The organism is Rhodococcus sp. 5A-K4, assembly GCF_046097995.1.
GTDB lineage: Bacteria > Actinomycetota > Actinomycetes > Mycobacteriales > Mycobacteriaceae > Rhodococcus_F > Rhodococcus_F erythropolis.
On sequence record NZ_JBJURM010000014.1, the window covers coordinates 87,335 to 103,191 of the forward strand.

Here is a 15,857-nt window from a genome sequence, read left to right on the forward strand (position 1 = left end):
ATGACCGCCACGATGCAACCGTCTCTGTTCGACAACGGTGACCTCGGCGTTTCTTTGGCCGATCTCGACGGCACGGTGCAGCGACGTATTCTCACCGCCGGCGCATGGGTCGACCATCGCCCGGCCTGGCTGACCGGATCGGAGGCCGTGTTCGACAATCTGGAGGCTACGGTGCCGTGGCGTTCCGAACGGCGTCAGATGTACGACCGCGTTGTCGACGTCCCTCGTCTGGTGTGTTTCTACGCAGAGAATCAACCACTGCCGGACGCGCTTCTCACCGAAGCCAAAGACGCGCTGAGCAGTCACTACTTCGACGAACTCGGTGAACCATTCGCCACGTCGGGTCTGTGTTTCTATCGCGACGGTTCCGACAGCGTTGCCTGGCACGGGGACGACACGGGACGAAGTCGCACCGAGGACACGATGGTGGCCATCCTGTCTCTCGGTGCGGCTCGCCCGCTCCTATTGCGCCCTCGTGGGGGCGGCGAATCCATCCGCTTCAATCTCGGACACGGAGATCTACTCGTCATGGGCGGATCCTGCCAACGCACGTGGGAACACTGTGTCCCGAAGAGTGCGCGGGCCCTCGGGCCGAGAATCAGCGTTCAATTCCGCACTCGCGGAGTTAGATAGCGTCGCGGAGTTCGTCTCGCAGCGCCTTCCGATTGAGCTTGCCGACGGCCGTCTTCGGTATGGATTCTGCGAAAACAACCCGACGCGGTTTCTTGTACGACGCCAGTCGTTCGCCGACGTGCGCGACCAATGATGCTTGCAGTGCGTCGTTTTCGACGGTCCCGTCCTCGAGTACCACCACAGCCGTGACCGCCTCCACCCACTTGGCGTCGGCGGTACCCACCACGGCGACCTCACGGACAGACGGATGCGTCAGGAGTGCATCCTCGACTTCACGGGGGTAGACGTTGTATCCGCCGCTGATGATCATGTCCGAAGCTCGGTCCTTCAAGAACAAGAATCCTTCGGCGTCGAACTGACCGATGTCACGGGTGTGAACCCAGCCGTCTTCGGTGAAGGTGTCCGCATTCAGTTCCGGTGCATTGAAGTATCCGGCGATCGCCGATGGCGAGCGGATCACGATTTCACCCGGTTCTCCCTGGGGCACTTCGTTTCCCTCGCCGTCGAGCAGCCTGATCTCGACGTCGATGGCGGGCTGACCACAGGACAGCAGGCGATCTTCCGTGTGATCTTCGGGCCGTAAGACTGCAATACACAGCGGTGCCTCGGTCTGCCCGTAGTACTGGAGAAAACGGTGTTGCCCCCACGCCTGCATTGCACGTTCGATAGTGGCCAGCGGCATCGGCGACGCACCGTAGATCACGGATTTCAGACTCGAGATGTCTGCGCTCGCAAAATCAGGGCGTTCGAGGAGCATCTGAATCATCGTCGGCACCAGATTGATTGCCGTAGCCCGATGCTCGGTTATCGAGTCCAAGAAGGTCGACGGGTCGAATCCGGGAAGGATGACGGTCTTGCCGCCACGCAGCCAGAACGGAAGCACGAAGACACCGCTGGCATGAATCAGTGATGCCGCGTGCAGCATCGTATCGTCCTGAGTCGCCGGAAGCAGATTGAGCAGAACATTGCGGCAGATGCCGGCGTAGCTGCGCTGAGTGTGCTGCGCGGCCTTCAATGTTCCCGTGGTCCCGGAGGTGAACAGCGTCAGGATCACATCGTCGGGAGCTAACTCGACGTCCGGTGTGTCCGAAGGCATGCTCTGTGCTTGGTCGAGCAGCGAACGCTGCCGCGCCGAACCTGTTTCCAGCCCGATGAACGTACGTTCGGGGAACCTGGCGGACAGTTCAGCGGCGCGGTCGGCGAGGTCACTACCGAAGACGACGTGCGAGGTGTCGGTGTCCTCGAGCATTCTCGCGTGCTCGTCGAGCGAGAGACGCGAGTTGAGCGGAACCCTGTTGATGCCGGCTTTGACACAGGCAAAATCGACGGGGACGCTGGCAAGAGAGTTGTTGACCAGCAATGCAACCCGTGCACCACGCCCGATACCGAGGGCGATGAATGTGTGCGCCAATCGGCTGCTGAGTTCGTCCACTTCCGTGAACGTCATCGATCGATCGCCGAAAACGACGGCTGTTCGCGATCCGTGCTGTCGCGCACCACGGGCGATCAGGTCTCTGGTTATGGGCATCATGGTTCAGTTTCCTCGTTCGAATTCAGGTTGTTCTCGAACCGGCCGTGCCGGCCGGCGCCCGCGGCGAACGCAGCAGCGCCGCGCACACCTTCAGCGATGACAATGGGATTTCCCGCGACGCCCTCGGCCCGCAGTGCTTCGGCAAGTGGTAGATCAAAAGATCGGTAGGCCGACGCGCGATCCGCGAGCATGCAGAGTTGAGGGAAAGCGGACAACTGGTGCGCAAGCTCCTTGGCTGCCTGGAGTGACTGCCCCACTGGAACAACACGATTGGCCAGTCCGAAGGCCAGCGCCTCCGGAGCGTCGACCGGGCGACCGGTCAAGATCATGTCGAGCGCTCGCCCCTGCCCGACGATTCGCGGCAGTCGCACGGTCCCACCATCGATGAGAGGAACTCCCCAGCGCCGGCAGAAGACTCCGAACACGGAATCCTCCTCGCAGATCCTCAGGTCCGCGAGCAATGAAAGCTCGAGCCCTCCTGCAACCGCGTATCCGCTGACGGCGGCGATCAATGGCTTGGACAACACCAACCGACTCGGCCCCATCGGGCCGGTGCCGCCGCCTTCCGGATGCAACTCGTGCACGCGGGCGGGGTCGGAGACTGCGGTCAAATCCGCACCGGCACAAAATGTGCCGCCCGCGCCCCACAGAATCGCCACCTTCTGACTCTCGTCCGATTCGAACTCCAGGAAGGCATCACGCAACTGCGCCGCCATCGGCCCGTCCACCGCATTCTTGCGATCAGGGCGATTCATCACGATGACGGTGACGCCACCGTCACGCTCCACATAGACATCGCCACCTGGTCGATCGGAGTCGGTCACGATATTTCCTCACTGCTCGCGGATAAGGTTTCCCGGTACCCACCATGCCACTTGTAACAGAATTTGTCAGGAGTTGTTCAAAAGTTGTTACAAACTGATCGAGGAATGTCCGCAACCCGAGTTGTGCTGGACCTCGCAACGGCGAGTCCGGACACCGAGTTCAGCACTGCAGTGCTGACCCGGGCCGGCGAGATCGTCGGTGTCAGCGCATCGAGCGTTCGCGTGGCAACGGGCCGCCTGTGCCGCGAGAACAAACTGCGTCGCACCGCTCGTGGAACGTACGTCCTCAACCCGGACGGTATCCCCACCTACAGCGAGGTCGAGGGGTGGCGAACTCGTACCGATCGCATACGCCCCTGGGACGGCACGTGGATAGCCGTCGAGCACTCAGCGCTCAAACGAAGCGACCGCACTGCCGCCCGAAGACACGATCAGGCGCTGCGCCTGGCGGGCTACGAGGAGTGGAAGCCCACACTCGCCGTCCGCCCGAACAATCTGCTCGGCGGCACGGACAGCGCCCGCCGCACTCTCCGCCGACTCGGCGCCGCCCCCGAATCGGCTGTCATGGAAATCGCTCACCTTGCCCCCGAGGATGATTCGACAATCCGCACACTCTGGAACTCGGAAGCACTGTTGGTCGACATCGCCGAGGCCCGTGAAGCACTCACACAGGCGCAAACACGCCTGGCGACAATCAGCCGCGAGGAGGCTGCCCGTGAATCACTTGCCTTGGGCAGCGCGGTGATCGCGGTCATCGTGCGCAATCCGCTCCTTCCGGAAGAACTCGAACCGACGCAGCCACTGCGTGAACTGATCTCGCACATGCTCGAGTACCAGGACGCATCTCGCGAACTGTGGCAGTCACTGCTCCAGTTCTGATCGACTTCTTCCAGAAGGTAATTCAGTACGTTGCGCGGCCACCGCTGGCGTCGTACACAGCACCCGTCGAGTAACTCACCGCCGACGACGACAGCCAGGAGATCAGTTCGGCGATCTCGTCGGCCCGCCCCATCCGTGCCATCGGCGTCAAAGACTGCGAACGAGCGAGGATGGCCGGATCGGTGCCGGCATTCATAGGACTTTCCACGGCCGCGGGAGCAATCGCGTTGACCAGCACACCGGTGGTGGCGACCTCTTTGCCGAGCGACTTCGTCAGCGCGACGACTGCCGCTTTGGACGCGGAATATGCACTCTGATTCGGGTTTCCGTCCTTGGCCGCAATACTCGCGAGATTGACGACCCTCCCCCACCCCGACGCAACCATCCCCGGCACGAACGCCCGGCACATCAGGAATGTTCCTTCGACGTTGATGCGGAACGTACGCCGCCAAGCCGTGAGGTCGACGTCGACGAGTGGCGCTGATGGTCCGACGATTCCCGCACTGTTGATCAAGATGTCGACCCTGCCGAGTCTGCTCCGAAGCGCATCGACTGCTGTCGGATCACTCACGTCGAGTTGTTCGTCCGCACCCTGGGCAAGATCTGCCGTTACCACCCGAACTCCCCTCTCCGTCAACATCTTTGCACTGGCGGCGCCGATTCCGCTCGCACCGCCGGTAACGAGCGCGGTGACACCCTCTGGATAGCCCTGCATCATCTTCACTCCCGAGTTTCTGTGCGCTACGCACTCAATTTATGTTGCAAACAGGCATAATTGCCGTCACACTGTGTAGAAATTCTGAATATATGGCGTTTGTTGTCAACGTCAAATACCTGGAGGCCTTGGCGATGGAAACCCGCTGGTTGCACGCGTTTGTCGCGGTTGCGGAAGAACTTCACTTCGGGCGGGCCGCATCACGGCTCCAGATGGCCCAGTCGCCGCTCAGCCAGATGATCCGAAAGCTCGAAAAGGACATCGGCGTCAAGTTGTTCGAACGAAGCACTCGCAGCGTCGCACTCACGTCCGGCGGACATGCCTTTCTCCCCCACGCCTATCGCGTCATCGAGAACATGGAGACGGCACGACACGCTACGCGTGCGTCGTCGGGAGGCGTCTACGGACGAGTCACGATCGGGTTCACCGGAGTGCTCAACTATCAAGCACTTCCGCCGCTCACCCGCGCGTTGCGTCAGCGCTATCCGGAAGTCGAACTGACACTCCTCGGCCGGATCATGACGCGCGACGCGGTCATTCAACTCGAGAGCGGCGCCCTCGACCTCGCCTTCGTCGGACTACCGGTGGAATCCGCATCACTGTCTACCCGGCTGATCCGACGGGAGGCGTTCGGCGCCGTACTTCCGATCGACCATCCCCTTGCCGAGAGGGACGCGATCGATCTCCGCGAATTGGCCGACGACGGATTCGTGACCACCCCGCTCTCAGCCGGCTCGGCCCTCCAGGAAACCGCGATGCGCGCCTGCATGAACGCAGACTTCAGGCCTCGCGTCGTCCAGGAGATCACCGATCCGTACATGATCCTCATGCTCGTTGCCGCCGGCGTCGGCGTAGCGCTGATGACGTCGGGCATGGCTGCGATCACCCCACCTGGCAGTGTGTTCGTCCCACTCACCGGCGAGCCGACGTTCATGAACCACGGAATTGCCTGGTCACCCCGGCATATGACCGATGCACTCGCCGTCGCACTGGAGACATCCGAGGAGATTCTGCCGACGCCGGAGATTGAGACCAAAAACGTCATTATCTGAGACTCATTTAGTGTTGGACGCGCCATAGTCCTTCGTGGCACTGTCGTCTCAGCCGCCGAAAGGTGAGGGACGTCACCGATGCGTGGTGCATCACCAAACGTGCCGCCACGGCCGGCCCATCGGGACGAAAGGACTTCACATGGCACCACCGATCACCTCCACCGGTTCCACACACTCCACCGAAGAGCATCCGAATTCGAACGCGCGCCGCGCCGCCGTTTCGGGCTTCCTCGGCAGCACCCTCGAGTACTACGACTTCTTCATCTACGGCTCCGCAGCCGCGCTCGTGTTCCCCAAGATCTTCTTTCCTGGCGGCGGCTCGACGGCAACGCTGCTCTCGATCAGCACCCTGGGCGTGGCCTACGTCGCCCGCCCACTCGGCGCAGTGCTGTGGGGACACCTCGGCGATCGGTACGGACGCAAGAACGCGCTTCTCGCCTGCCTGCTCCTCATGGGTGTTGCGACGGTCATCGTCGGTTGCCTGCCGACCTACGACCAGATCGGCATCGCCGCGCCGATCATTCTCGTCTTGCTTCGCCTTCTTCAAGGGCTCTCTGCCGGCGGTGAATCACCCGGCTCTTCGGCACTGACTCTCGAACACGCACCTGATCACCGTCGTTCGTTCTTCACCTCGTTCACCATGAGCGGGATCATGTTCGGCATCGTCGTCTCCAGCCTGGTATTCATCCCAGTGGCGAGCCTGCCCGACGAAGACCTCTACTCGTGGGGTTGGCGAGTTCCCTTCTGGCTCAGCATCATCGTGACCGTCGTTGCGCTGTGGCTACGTCGCGCCCTGGATGAGCCCGAGGTATTCGAAGAACTCAAGGAACAGGACGAGACGGCCGGAATTCCCGTCGTCGAGATGTTCCGCTCGCACTGGCGCACCGTGATCCGTATCAGCATGAGCTCGACCTTCGCGATGATCAACACCATCGTCAACGTCTTCGCCCTGGCGTACGCCGTCGAATCCGGCTTCGAGCGCTCCACGATGCTGTGGGCCATCGCGACCGCCAATTTTGTTGCCGTACTGACTCAGCCGCTGTTCGGCATTCTCTCGGATCGCTACGGACGTAAGCCCATCTTCGTCGTCGGCGCCATCGGAGCCGGCTTGATGATCTTCGTGTTCTTCCATTCGATCGGAACCCAAAGCGTCCCCATGGTCTTCGCTTCGGGAATCGTCATGATCGGAATCTTCTACGCGATGCCCAACGGCACGTACCCGGCATACTTCCCGGAGCAGTTCCCCGCGAAGGTCCGATACACCGGAATGGCCGTCAGCCTCATGCTCGGACTCCTTGTCGCCGGCTTCACACCGGCTATCGCCCAAGCGATTTCGGCCGGAGACAAGAGCAACTGGACACCGGTTGCATGGATGTGCCTGGGCTTCGCCGTCATCTCCGCCATCGCGGCAATGACCGGACCGGAAACGTACCGCACGCCCACAGCAGAACTGGGCCAACCGAAGCCGAGCCTGCCGATCAAGCAGGACTCAGAGCTCACCAGCAACAACGCTTGACCGGACCGGCCCCTCGCACTGAATTGCCGCGAGGGGCCGTCCCCACTTATGCAGGAGAATGTCATGACTACCGAATACACACGTCACCGTATCGGCCTTGTCGGGTCGGGTATCGCCACCTCACTCTCGCCCGCGTTGCACGCACACGAAGCAGCAGCACTCGGACTCGACGATTACAGCTACGAACTGATCGATCTCGAGAACCTGAACATCTCGGTCGAGAAAACCGGTGAGGTGGTGCGTGGCGCCGTCGCGGGCGATTTCACCGGACTGAACATCACCCACCCGTGCAAGCAGGTTGTCGTGGACGCGCTCGACGAGCTGTCCGACAATGCGCGGTTGCTCGGTGCCGTCAACACGGTTGTGGTCGACAACGGCCGTTTGATCGGCCACAACACAGACCACAGCGGATTCCTCACAGCACTGCAGCGCGGTTTGCCCGACGCCGCCTTGGACCGAGTGGTGCTTGCCGGGGCAGGAGGGGCGGGTTCCGCTGTGGCATACGCACTCGCCGCCGCCGGCACCACGGATCTTCGCATCGCAGATATTGATCCCGATCGCGCTGCCGATGTGTGTTCCCGCGTCGCCTCGGCCTTCCCTGGCACGCGCACAACGGCTTTGGCGATCGGTGAGATCTCCGTCAACCTGACGACGTGCGACGGCGTCGTCAATGCGTCTCCGATCGGCATGGTGGGTCATCCCGGAACTCCCTTCGACCCCGCTGCGCTCCACTCCGGCTTGTGGGTTGCGGACATCGTTTATCGACCGATGCGCACCGAATTGCTCGACGCTGCAGCTGCTCTCGGATGCGCGGTTCTCGACGGTGGGCAGATGCTGGTGGCTCAAGCCTCTGACACCTTCACACTCCTGACCGGTGTTGAAGCCGATACGGATCGCATGCGCAGCCATCTGAGCGAGCTGCTCTCCGAGACGGCATGCGCATGAGCACAACCGAACACCTACTTTCTCGCGAAGTACCAGGAGCACTGATGAAGGTGACTGCGCCTTTCGCCGAACCTCTCGACATGGGCAGCGTCCGCCTCCGGAACCGGTTCGTGTCCGCCCCGATGGAACGCAACTACTGCGAAGTCGACGGCACCATGACGGACGAGTACATCGCGTACCTCGCCCGCCGCGCCGAAGGTGGTGCTGCACTGATCTTCACCGAAGCGAGCTACGTGCGTGCCGACGGCAAGGGACGCATCCGGCAGATGGGCGTCGACGTCGACGAACGGATTCCCGGCATCAAGAAGATGGTCGACGCGATCCACGCACACGGCGCCCTCGTCGGAGTCGAACTCAACCACGGTGGACGCACGGCGCAAGGTTCTGTCAGTGGATTTGTTCCCGTTGCCCCGACACCGATTCCGTGTTTGGTTGTCGGCGGCGAGATGCCAGAGCAACTCGACGGCGACGACATCGAGCACATCATCGAATGCTTCGGTGAGGCTGCCGCACGGTGCCAGCAGGCCGGCGTCGACGTCATCTCCCTGCACGGTGGCCACGGGTACTTGATCCACCAGTTCCTCTCCCCTGCTTACAATCACCGCGACGACGAGTGGGCCGACCCCACCTTGTTCGTCAACAAGGTCATCGCCTCCGTCCACGAGCATGCTCCGGGAATCACTCTGGGACTTCGATTCTCAGCCTTCGAAGGCATTGACGGCGGACTCGACGCCGAGACGACCCGCGCGCGCATCGACGCCATCGACACCGACCGACTCGATTTCCTCGACGTCTCGGCCGGCAACTACGAAGCGGGACAGTGGATCATCCAGCCCGGTGAATGGTCCCGTGGACTCCTCGCGCCGTACTCCGAGCAGTACCAGCGCGACTTCGACATCCCGGTGGGTGTGGCCGGACGCATCACGTCGCCGGAGATCGCCGCGCAGATCATCGAATCCGGTCAGGCGAACTTCGTCAGCATGGCCCGTACGTTGCACGCCGACCCGGACTTTCCGAATCGCGCTGTCGACGGTGGCCGCTACCGCCCCTGCATCGCCTGCAACTACTGCATCGACAGCCTGGCCGCCGGCCCCATTCCCTGTTCCGTCAACCCGTGGGTCGGACGTGAACTGGATCAGCCCACGAAGCCGGCTGATGCCACCGTACGCGTCGCCGTCATCGGTGCCGGTCCGTCCGGAATGGCCGCTGCCCGCGACCTCGCACTTGCCGGTCATCGCGTCGACCTGTACGACGAACGCCCCAGTCTCGGTGGCGACTTCGCTCTGGCATCGAAGCTGCACGAATATCCCGAATACGGGCGGATCGTGGACTGGTACCTCGCGGAACTGGCCGAACTCGGGGTGCAGTGCCACACTTCGACCAGAGCTGACGCAGCATTGCTCGCAAACAGTGACTTCGACGCGATCGTCCTTGCTGCCGGTGGGCACGGTCCCGTGACTGACCTCCCCGGAGCAGCAACCCGTACCGTCCGTGATGTCCGCGAGTTCCTCGCCTCCGGAGATCCTGCCCCCGAAGCAATCACCATTTTCGGCGCCGACCGCGAGGCTGCCGCTGTTGCCGACGATCTGCTCCAGAAGGGCACCCAGGTCGTCATGATCGGGCCGCAGGAAACCATCGCACACGACGTCGGCCGACGCGGCAAGATTGTGCTGCTGCCGCGCCTAGCCGCAAGTGAGAACCTCACGACCTACCTGAGCTCGATCGTCACGAAGGTCGACGCTAAGTCGGTCACGATCTCGACAGGCGGTGTACTGAGCGAAGTCGACGCCCCCGGCGAGCTGCTGATCTCACAGGGCGTCGAGCCGCGCTCGGAGCTTCTGACCGAACTCCGTTCACTGGCACCACGACTCGGGGTCCATACCGTCGGAGACGCGAGCGGTGACGGCGGATCCATCCATGCCGCACTCGTGACCGCAGCCGACGTTGCCGTCGCCATCACAGCCGCCGCTGCGGCCCGTCAGGAGGTTCACGCATGAGCGCACACACAGCCGCACCGGTGGCAACTGCGTTGCCACCCATCGGACTCGGAACCTGGCCACTGGTCGGTGCCGACGCCACGAAGTCGGTACTCTCCGGAATCGAGGCCGGGTACCGCCTCATCGACACCGCCGCGATCTACGGCAACGAGGACGCCGTCGGCGTAGCGTTGGCGGAGTCTGCTCTTCCGCGAGAAGAACTGTTTGTCACCACCAAACTTCGTGGAAACGACCAGGTTTCCGGTGACATCCGCGGAGCGCTCGAGCAGAGCCTGGAACGACTGGGACTGGATCAACTCGATCTGTTCCTGATCCACTGGCCGCTCCCGCGAATCGATCGTTACGTTGCGTCGTTCGAGGCGATGCTGGCCTGCCGCGACGCCGGACTGGTTCGGTACGTGGGTGTGTCGAACTTCCTGGAGCACCACGTGCGCCGCGTCGTCGCCGAAACCGGCGAAGCACCGGCAGTCAACCAGATTCAGATGGACCCGTCGCTCGCTCGGATCCCGGTTCGCCGCGCCAACGACGAACTTGGCATCTTCACTCAGTCGTGGAGTCCGCTCGGCCGGGGTGACGTGCTCGACAACGCCGTTGTGAGCGAGATCGCCGGTCGAATCGGTTGCACACCAGCTCAAGTGGTCCTCGCTTGGCACGTCGCGCAGGGTGTGGTTCCGGTCGCGCGATCAGCGAACCCGACGCGTCAGGCCGAGAACCTGGCAGCACTCGACGTGACCCTCTCCGGCGAAGACATCGAAGCACTGAACAGTCTCGACCGCGGCGAGTCTGCGGCGCGGGACGTCGAAGCAGAGGAACATTTCTGATGACATTGCAAGTCGGAATCGTCGGCTGTGGCAAGATCGCCGGCAACCATGCCCGAGCCCTGCAACAAGTCCCCGGCGTCGAGGTAATCGGCTGCTGCGATCCCGATCTCGGACGCGCCCAGGAGTTCGCGGCAGCGCACGGCGTTCCCGCAGCCGTGAGTTCAGTGGAGCAACTTCTTGCCCTCGGACTCGACGCCTGTACCGTCTGCACGCCGCACCCGGTACATGAAGAGGTAGTCGTGGCCGCTGCCGAAGCGGGTGTACATGTGTTGTGCGAGAAGCCCATCGCGGTCGATGTTGCTGCCGCCGACCGCATGATCGAGGCCGCCGACCGCGCCGGTATCACGTTCGGGGTGCTCTTCCAACGTCGCTTCTGGCCGGCCGCGCGTCGGATCCGGGACGCCATCGACGACGGCCGGATCGGACTGCCCACGCTCGGCGAGGCGTCGGTGATCCTGCACCGCCCGTCGAGTTACTACTCGGCCGACGCGTGGCGCGGACGCTGGGACACCGACGGCGGTGGCGTGCTCATGACGCAGGCGGTGCACCAGATCGACATGCTTGCCTGGTTCATGGGCGAGGCCGTCTCGGTCAGCGGCTTCATACGCACCCACACCCACGGTGAGCACATCGAGACCGAGGACAGTGCGTCAGCTGTAATTTCCTTTGCTTCGGGCGGCACCGCCACCGTCACCGCGACTACCGGTGCCAATCACAATCTGGGCAACCGCGTGACAGTGATCGGGCGCACCGGCGCCATCGCCAGCGTCCTCGAGTTTCCCGAAGGACACGAGGGTGTCAACGAAATCTGGACCGTGCCCGGCGAAGTGGAGTTCCAGTCGCCGTACTCTGCCGACATCGACGCCAATCTCGATGTGGGAGCGGTCAATGCGGCACTGACCGACTTCCACACCCTGCAGGTTCAGGACTTCGCCGACGCGGTCCTGACCGGGCGCGAACCCGCCGTCACCGGACGAGACGCCCGCGCGTCACTTGCCATCATCGCCGCAATCTACGAATCGTCACGAACCGGGAAGGTTGTCGATCTGACATCGACGCCGACCCTCGCAACAACTGCCAAGGAGCAGAAATGAGTAGCAGTACCCCCCTCACCTACGACGTAGTTGTCGTGGGCTCCGGCGCAGGCGGGCTTTCCACAGCAATTGCCGCAGCACATGGCGGCGCGTCGGTACTCGTTGTCGAGAAGGCCGACACCTGCGGCGGCGCAACGGCCTGGTCAGGCGGGTGGATGTGGACCCCGCGCACCATGTTTGCCATCGCCGACGGGGTTGTCGAAGATCGTTCGGCGCCGCGGGCATATCTGGAGAACCGACTCGGAGACAACTTCGACGCCGCCAAAGTGGATGCTCTTCTCGACGGCGCACCGGAGATGGTCGAGTTCTTCGAACGCAAGACTGCACTGAAGTTCGTTCCCGGAGCCAAGATCGCCGACATTCACGGCGACACACCGGGAGCCGGCACGGGTCATCGTTCCGTCGGACCGAAACCGGTGAGCTTGCGAAAGCTCGGACCCGACGTCGCGGCGCTGCTCCGTCGACAGTTGTACGAGACGTCGTTCCTCGGCATGGGCATCATGGCCGGCCCCGACCTGCAGGCATTCCTGCACTCGACTCGATCGCCGAAAGCATTTGTGCACTGTGGCGTTCGCGTGACAAAGCACATGTTCGATCTCGCCACCAAGCGTCGTGGCCAGCAACTCGTCAACGGCACTGCGCTTGTCGGCATGATGCTTCGCTCAGCGCTCGATCTCAGCGTCGAGATTCGGGTGAAAACGTCGGCAACATCGCTGCAGACTGACGATGACGGTCGCGTTGTCGGTGTCCGCCTCGAAGGTCCGGATGGTGCGTACTCGGTAACTGCCACGCGCGGCGTCGTACTGGCCACCGGCGGCTTCGCCCAGGACATCGACCGCCGACGTGAACTGTTCCCCCGTACCCCCACCGGAAACGAGCACTGGTCACTCACTCCGAAGACAACCACCGGCGACGGCATCACCCTTGGCGAATCCGTGGGTGGTCGCCTCGACCGCACTCTTGCCTCCCCCGTCGCGTACTGCCCCGTCTCCATCGTTCGCTACCGCAACGGCAAGGAAGGGGTGTTCCCGCACATCCTCGACCGCGGAAAGCCCGGTGTCATCGGAGTTCTCGCGAACGGCAAGCGTTTTGTCAACGAGGCACTCGGCTACCACGACTACACCCTCGCGATGGTCGAGCAGGTTCCTGAGGGCGAAGAAGTGTGCTCGTGGTTGATCGCCGATCAGCAGTATGTGCGCTACCTCCCGCTGGGCATGGCCAAGCCCCTGCCGATCCCGATCCAGCCGTACCTGCGCTCGGGATACCTGACACGGGGTCGCACTGTTCGCGAACTGGCGGAGAAGATCGGCGTTGATCCGACGCAGTTGGAAAAGACAATCGAGGCATTCAATGTCGGGGCCGTGGCCGGTGAAGACCCCGAGTTCGGTCGCGGCACAACACCGTTCAACCGGGGATCCGGCGATACCGCCAACCCCTGGCCGAACCCGTCGCTCGCGCCCTTACAGAAGGGTCCGTACTACGCGGTGAAGGTGGTGCCGGGCAGTTTCGGTACCTTCGCCGGGCTTGTCACCGACTCGTCGTCGCAGGTTCTCGATGACAACGACCGCCCCATCGAGGGATTGCTCGCCGTCGGCGTCGATCAGGCCAGCGTGATGGGCGGGCACTACCCGTCCGGCGGCATCAACCTCGGCCCGGCGATGACGTTCGGTTACCTGGCAGGTCGGGAACTGGCCGGAGCCAAGACAGTTGGAGCGCACGCATGACACTCTCACTCGGGCTTGCAGCCCTCACGGTGCTGGACACTGCTCCGATGCAGCACGTCGACTTGGCCGAAAAGCACGGCTTCGACACCATCGGCATCCGCCTGATGCCTGCGGCACCAGGTACGACGGCCTACCCGCTGCACGAGGACAAGCAGTCGTTGGACGAACTGGTGCGTCGACTGGATGATTCACCCGTTGAGGTATTCGACCTCGAAATCATCCGCCTTGCAGCCGACTTCGACCCCGCCGACTACGTTCCGCTTCTCGAAGCGGGTGCACAGCTCGGAGCCAAAGCCGTTCTGGTGGGCGGCGACGACCGCGACCGCGCTCGGCTCACGAACTCCTATGCCCGCCTCGCTGAACTGTGCGCGAACTACGGCATCGTCGCCTCGCTCGAATTCATGCCGTGGACTGCGGTGCCCGATGCGCGTGCGGCCATCGAGATCGTCTCGGCGGCAGACGGTCCGGCTCGTAGTGTCCTGGTCGACGCACTCCACACCGACCGCTCGGCGACCACGCTGGAGGATCTTGCGTCCATCCCGCGCGAGTGGCTTCACTACGCCCAGATGTGCGACGGTTCGACCCCCGCTCCTACGGAGGACGCAGAACTGATCCGTCACGCCCGCGAAGAGCGTCTGGTGCCCGGCACCGGCGGCATCGCCCTGGCCGACATCTGGTCGACCCTGCCTGCCGGACTGCCGGTCAGCATCGAATTGCCCAACGAGCCGCTGCGTCAGGCAGTCGGCACCGACGCCTGGCTGGAGCGCCTGGTCGAGGCCACGCGAGCAGTGTTGGCCTAGCGGCCCTGTGCGCGTTTAGCGAGTCCAGGCACTCCCTAAACGCGCACGGGGGCGTCAGCCCCTCCGAGCCGCAACGGCCTGCGCCAGACGGTCCAACTGCGCTGCGGTGGTGGACCAGTCGATGCACGCGTCGGTGATCGACTGACCGTAGGTGAGCTCGTCCGCCTTACCCAAGGTCAGGTCCTGACGGCCGGCCTCGATGAAACTCTCCAACATGACGCCGGCGATTCCCTGCTCGCCCTCGGTCAGACGTCGGGCAATGTCGTCCAGCACGACGACCTGACGCTCGTGGTCCTTGCTGCTGTTACCGTGGCTCGCGTCGATGACCACGCGCTCGGGCAGGTTCGACTTACGCAGGCGAGCAAGGGTATCCGCGACGGTCTCGGCATCGTAGTTCGGTCCGTCGCTGCCGCCACGAAGAATCACATGGCAGTCCGGGTTGCCCGCGGTCCGAATCAAGGCAGCCTGGCCGTCGAGATCCGTTCCGGGGAACACATGGCTCGCCGCCGCAGCGCGGGTACCGTCGACGGCTACCTGCACATCACCTTCGGTGGAATTCTTGATGCCGACGGGCATGGACAGCGCGCTGCACAGCTGACGGTGAACCTGACTGGCGGCGGTCCGGGCGCCGATTGCACCGTAGCTGACCAGGTCGGCGATGTACTGCGGCATGATCGGATCAAGGAACTCGCAGCCGACAGGCAGGCCCAGACTCGACACGTCGAGAAGCAACTTGCGGCCGATACCGAGCCCGGTGTTGATGTCGAACGTGCCGTCGAGGTGGGGGTCGTTGAGCAGGCCCTTCCACCCGAGAGTGGTGCGCGGCTTTTCGAAGTAGACGCGCATGACGATGTGCAGATCGTCCCGCAGTTCTTCGGCCTTGGCGGCCAACCGGCGGGCGTAGTCCATCGCAGCTTCCGGATCGTGTACCGAGCACGGTCCGACAACGACGATCAAACGATCGTCGTCACCGTTGAGGATGTTGATCGTGTCGGCCCGACCGGTGCGCACGGTTGCGGCCGCGACCTCGTCCGGAGCGTGCTGAGCACGAACAGTCGCCGGTGACACGAGCGGACTGATACTCACAGTGCGCTGATCGTCGAGGCTGTCCGAAGCTGCGGTGGTGTCGATGGTGACAGTCATGGGGTTTTCGGTTTCCTGTTCTCAGGCCGACCCCAGAGATGAAGAGAAACTCCAGCGAGCCGGTCTGTAGTCCGGCTCTTGGGTGGAGGTTGTCAGCGCGTGGTTACGCCGGCAGGCCCACCCGGGGCCGGCCTGCTAAACCAGAAATAGACGCGCTGCATGACGGCCACGATACCTCGAGTT

At 63.2% G+C, this 15,857-nt stretch carries 14 protein-coding genes; 10 read left to right on the plus strand and 4 right to left on the minus strand.

Annotated elements, in window-relative coordinates:
- Complete coding sequence (locus ACKAMS_RS19245) at nt 1–633, plus strand: alpha-ketoglutarate-dependent dioxygenase AlkB (RefSeq protein ID WP_029256052.1); 633 nt, start codon at nt 1–3, stop codon at nt 631–633.
- Here the strand turns inward: ACKAMS_RS19245 and ACKAMS_RS19250 are convergent.
- Both ACKAMS_RS19250 and ACKAMS_RS19255 read right to left on the minus strand, forming a co-directional pair.
- Nucleotides 626–2,164 carry an AMP-binding protein gene (locus tag ACKAMS_RS19250; RefSeq protein WP_021332179.1) on the minus strand — a complete coding sequence of 513 codons (1,539 nt, stop codon included), beginning with the start codon at nt 2,162–2,164 and terminating at the stop codon, nt 626–628. The two genes, ACKAMS_RS19245 and ACKAMS_RS19250, sit on opposite strands and share 8 nt — an antisense overlap.
- A complete protein-coding gene (locus tag ACKAMS_RS19255) occupies nt 2,161–2,988 on the minus strand; it encodes a crotonase/enoyl-CoA hydratase family protein (RefSeq protein ID WP_020908838.1) in 828 nt (275 codons plus the stop codon). The genes ACKAMS_RS19250 and ACKAMS_RS19255 overlap by 4 nt, the downstream gene beginning before the upstream one ends.
- A 105-nt stretch (nt 2,989–3,093) precedes the next feature.
- On the opposite strand from ACKAMS_RS19255, the gene ACKAMS_RS19260 reads away from it, so the two are divergent.
- Entirely contained in the window at nt 3,094–3,867 is a 774-nt protein-coding gene (locus tag ACKAMS_RS19260) for a hypothetical protein (RefSeq protein ID WP_019744985.1), read from the plus strand.
- Between the two features lie 22 nt (nt 3,868–3,889).
- Here the strand turns inward: ACKAMS_RS19260 and ACKAMS_RS19265 are convergent, their stop codons facing one another.
- On the minus strand, nt 3,890–4,582 hold the full coding sequence (locus ACKAMS_RS19265) for an SDR family NAD(P)-dependent oxidoreductase (protein ID WP_070385634.1): 693 nt from the start codon (nt 4,580–4,582) through the stop codon (nt 3,890–3,892).
- Nucleotides 4,583–4,716: 134 nt separating this feature from the next.
- Between ACKAMS_RS19265 and ACKAMS_RS19270 the strand changes: the two genes are divergently transcribed.
- From ACKAMS_RS19270 to ACKAMS_RS19305, 8 genes are all read left to right on the plus strand, one after another.
- The gene (locus ACKAMS_RS19270; RefSeq protein ID WP_020970528.1) at nt 4,717–5,634 is read left to right on the plus strand and encodes a LysR family transcriptional regulator; all 918 of its coding nucleotides are present in this window, start codon (nt 4,717–4,719) and stop codon (nt 5,632–5,634) included.
- 139 nt (nt 5,635–5,773) lie between these two features.
- Nucleotides 5,774–7,150 carry an MFS transporter gene (locus tag ACKAMS_RS19275; protein WP_021345319.1) on the plus strand — a complete coding sequence of 459 codons (1,377 nt, stop codon included), beginning with the start codon at nt 5,774–5,776 and terminating at the stop codon, nt 7,148–7,150.
- Nucleotides 7,151–7,213: 63 nt separating this feature from the next.
- Nucleotides 7,214–8,095 (plus strand): shikimate dehydrogenase, encoded by an 882-nt coding sequence (locus ACKAMS_RS19280; RefSeq protein ID WP_408989390.1) that lies wholly within the window; start codon nt 7,214–7,216, stop codon nt 8,093–8,095.
- Nucleotides 8,096–8,139: 44 nt separating this feature from the next.
- On the plus strand, nt 8,140–10,092 hold the full coding sequence (locus tag ACKAMS_RS19285; protein WP_408989405.1) for an FAD-dependent oxidoreductase: 1,953 nt from the start codon (nt 8,140–8,142) through the stop codon (nt 10,090–10,092).
- Nucleotides 10,089–10,913 (plus strand): aldo/keto reductase, encoded by an 825-nt coding sequence (locus tag ACKAMS_RS19290; RefSeq protein WP_113683312.1) that lies wholly within the window; start codon nt 10,089–10,091, stop codon nt 10,911–10,913. The genes ACKAMS_RS19285 and ACKAMS_RS19290 overlap by 4 nt, the downstream gene beginning before the upstream one ends.
- Nucleotides 10,913–12,007 carry a Gfo/Idh/MocA family protein gene (locus ACKAMS_RS19295; protein WP_408989391.1) on the plus strand — a complete coding sequence of 365 codons (1,095 nt, stop codon included), beginning with the start codon at nt 10,913–10,915 and terminating at the stop codon, nt 12,005–12,007. The genes ACKAMS_RS19290 and ACKAMS_RS19295 overlap by 1 nt, the downstream gene beginning before the upstream one ends.
- Nucleotides 12,004–13,731: an FAD-dependent oxidoreductase gene (locus tag ACKAMS_RS19300; protein WP_408989392.1), complete on the plus strand. Its 1,728-nt coding sequence runs from the start codon at nt 12,004–12,006 to the stop codon at nt 13,729–13,731. Before ACKAMS_RS19295 ends, ACKAMS_RS19300 begins: the two co-directional genes overlap by 4 nt.
- Entirely contained in the window at nt 13,728–14,531 is an 804-nt protein-coding gene (locus ACKAMS_RS19305) for a sugar phosphate isomerase/epimerase (protein WP_113683314.1), read from the plus strand. The genes ACKAMS_RS19300 and ACKAMS_RS19305 overlap by 4 nt, the downstream gene beginning before the upstream one ends.
- Nucleotides 14,532–14,585: 54 nt before the next feature.
- Here the strand turns inward: ACKAMS_RS19305 and ACKAMS_RS19310 are convergent, their stop codons facing one another.
- Entirely contained in the window at nt 14,586–15,674 is a 1,089-nt protein-coding gene (locus tag ACKAMS_RS19310) for a 3-deoxy-7-phosphoheptulonate synthase (RefSeq protein WP_020908849.1), read from the minus strand.
- Between the last annotated feature and the right edge of the window lie 183 nt (nt 15,675–15,857).

Coding starts and splice junctions, on each gene's coding strand:
- ACKAMS_RS19265 (WP_070385634.1), bottom strand. CDS start 4,582: ATGCAGGGCTATCCAGAGGGTGTCACCGCGCTCGTTACCGGCGGTGCG.
- ACKAMS_RS19245 (WP_029256052.1), top strand. CDS start 1: ATGACCGCCACGATGCAACCGTCTCTGTTCGACAACGGTGACCTCGGC.
- ACKAMS_RS19300 (WP_408989392.1), top strand. CDS start 12,004: ATGAGTAGCAGTACCCCCCTCACCTACGACGTAGTTGTCGTGGGCTCC.
- ACKAMS_RS19305 (WP_113683314.1), top strand. CDS start 13,728: ATGACACTCTCACTCGGGCTTGCAGCCCTCACGGTGCTGGACACTGCT.
- ACKAMS_RS19280 (WP_408989390.1), top strand. CDS start 7,214: ATGACTACCGAATACACACGTCACCGTATCGGCCTTGTCGGGTCGGGT.
- ACKAMS_RS19310 (WP_020908849.1), bottom strand. CDS start 15,674: ATGACTGTCACCATCGACACCACCGCAGCTTCGGACAGCCTCGACGAT.
- ACKAMS_RS19290 (WP_113683312.1), top strand. CDS start 10,089: ATGAGCGCACACACAGCCGCACCGGTGGCAACTGCGTTGCCACCCATC.
- ACKAMS_RS19250 (WP_021332179.1), bottom strand. CDS start 2,164: ATGATGCCCATAACCAGAGACCTGATCGCCCGTGGTGCGCGACAGCAC.
- ACKAMS_RS19285 (WP_408989405.1), top strand. CDS start 8,140: ATGAAGGTGACTGCGCCTTTCGCCGAACCTCTCGACATGGGCAGCGTC.
- ACKAMS_RS19275 (WP_021345319.1), top strand. CDS start 5,774: ATGGCACCACCGATCACCTCCACCGGTTCCACACACTCCACCGAAGAG.
- ACKAMS_RS19260 (WP_019744985.1), top strand. CDS start 3,094: ATGTCCGCAACCCGAGTTGTGCTGGACCTCGCAACGGCGAGTCCGGAC.
- ACKAMS_RS19295 (WP_408989391.1), top strand. CDS start 10,913: ATGACATTGCAAGTCGGAATCGTCGGCTGTGGCAAGATCGCCGGCAAC.
- ACKAMS_RS19270 (WP_020970528.1), top strand. CDS start 4,717: ATGGAAACCCGCTGGTTGCACGCGTTTGTCGCGGTTGCGGAAGAACTT.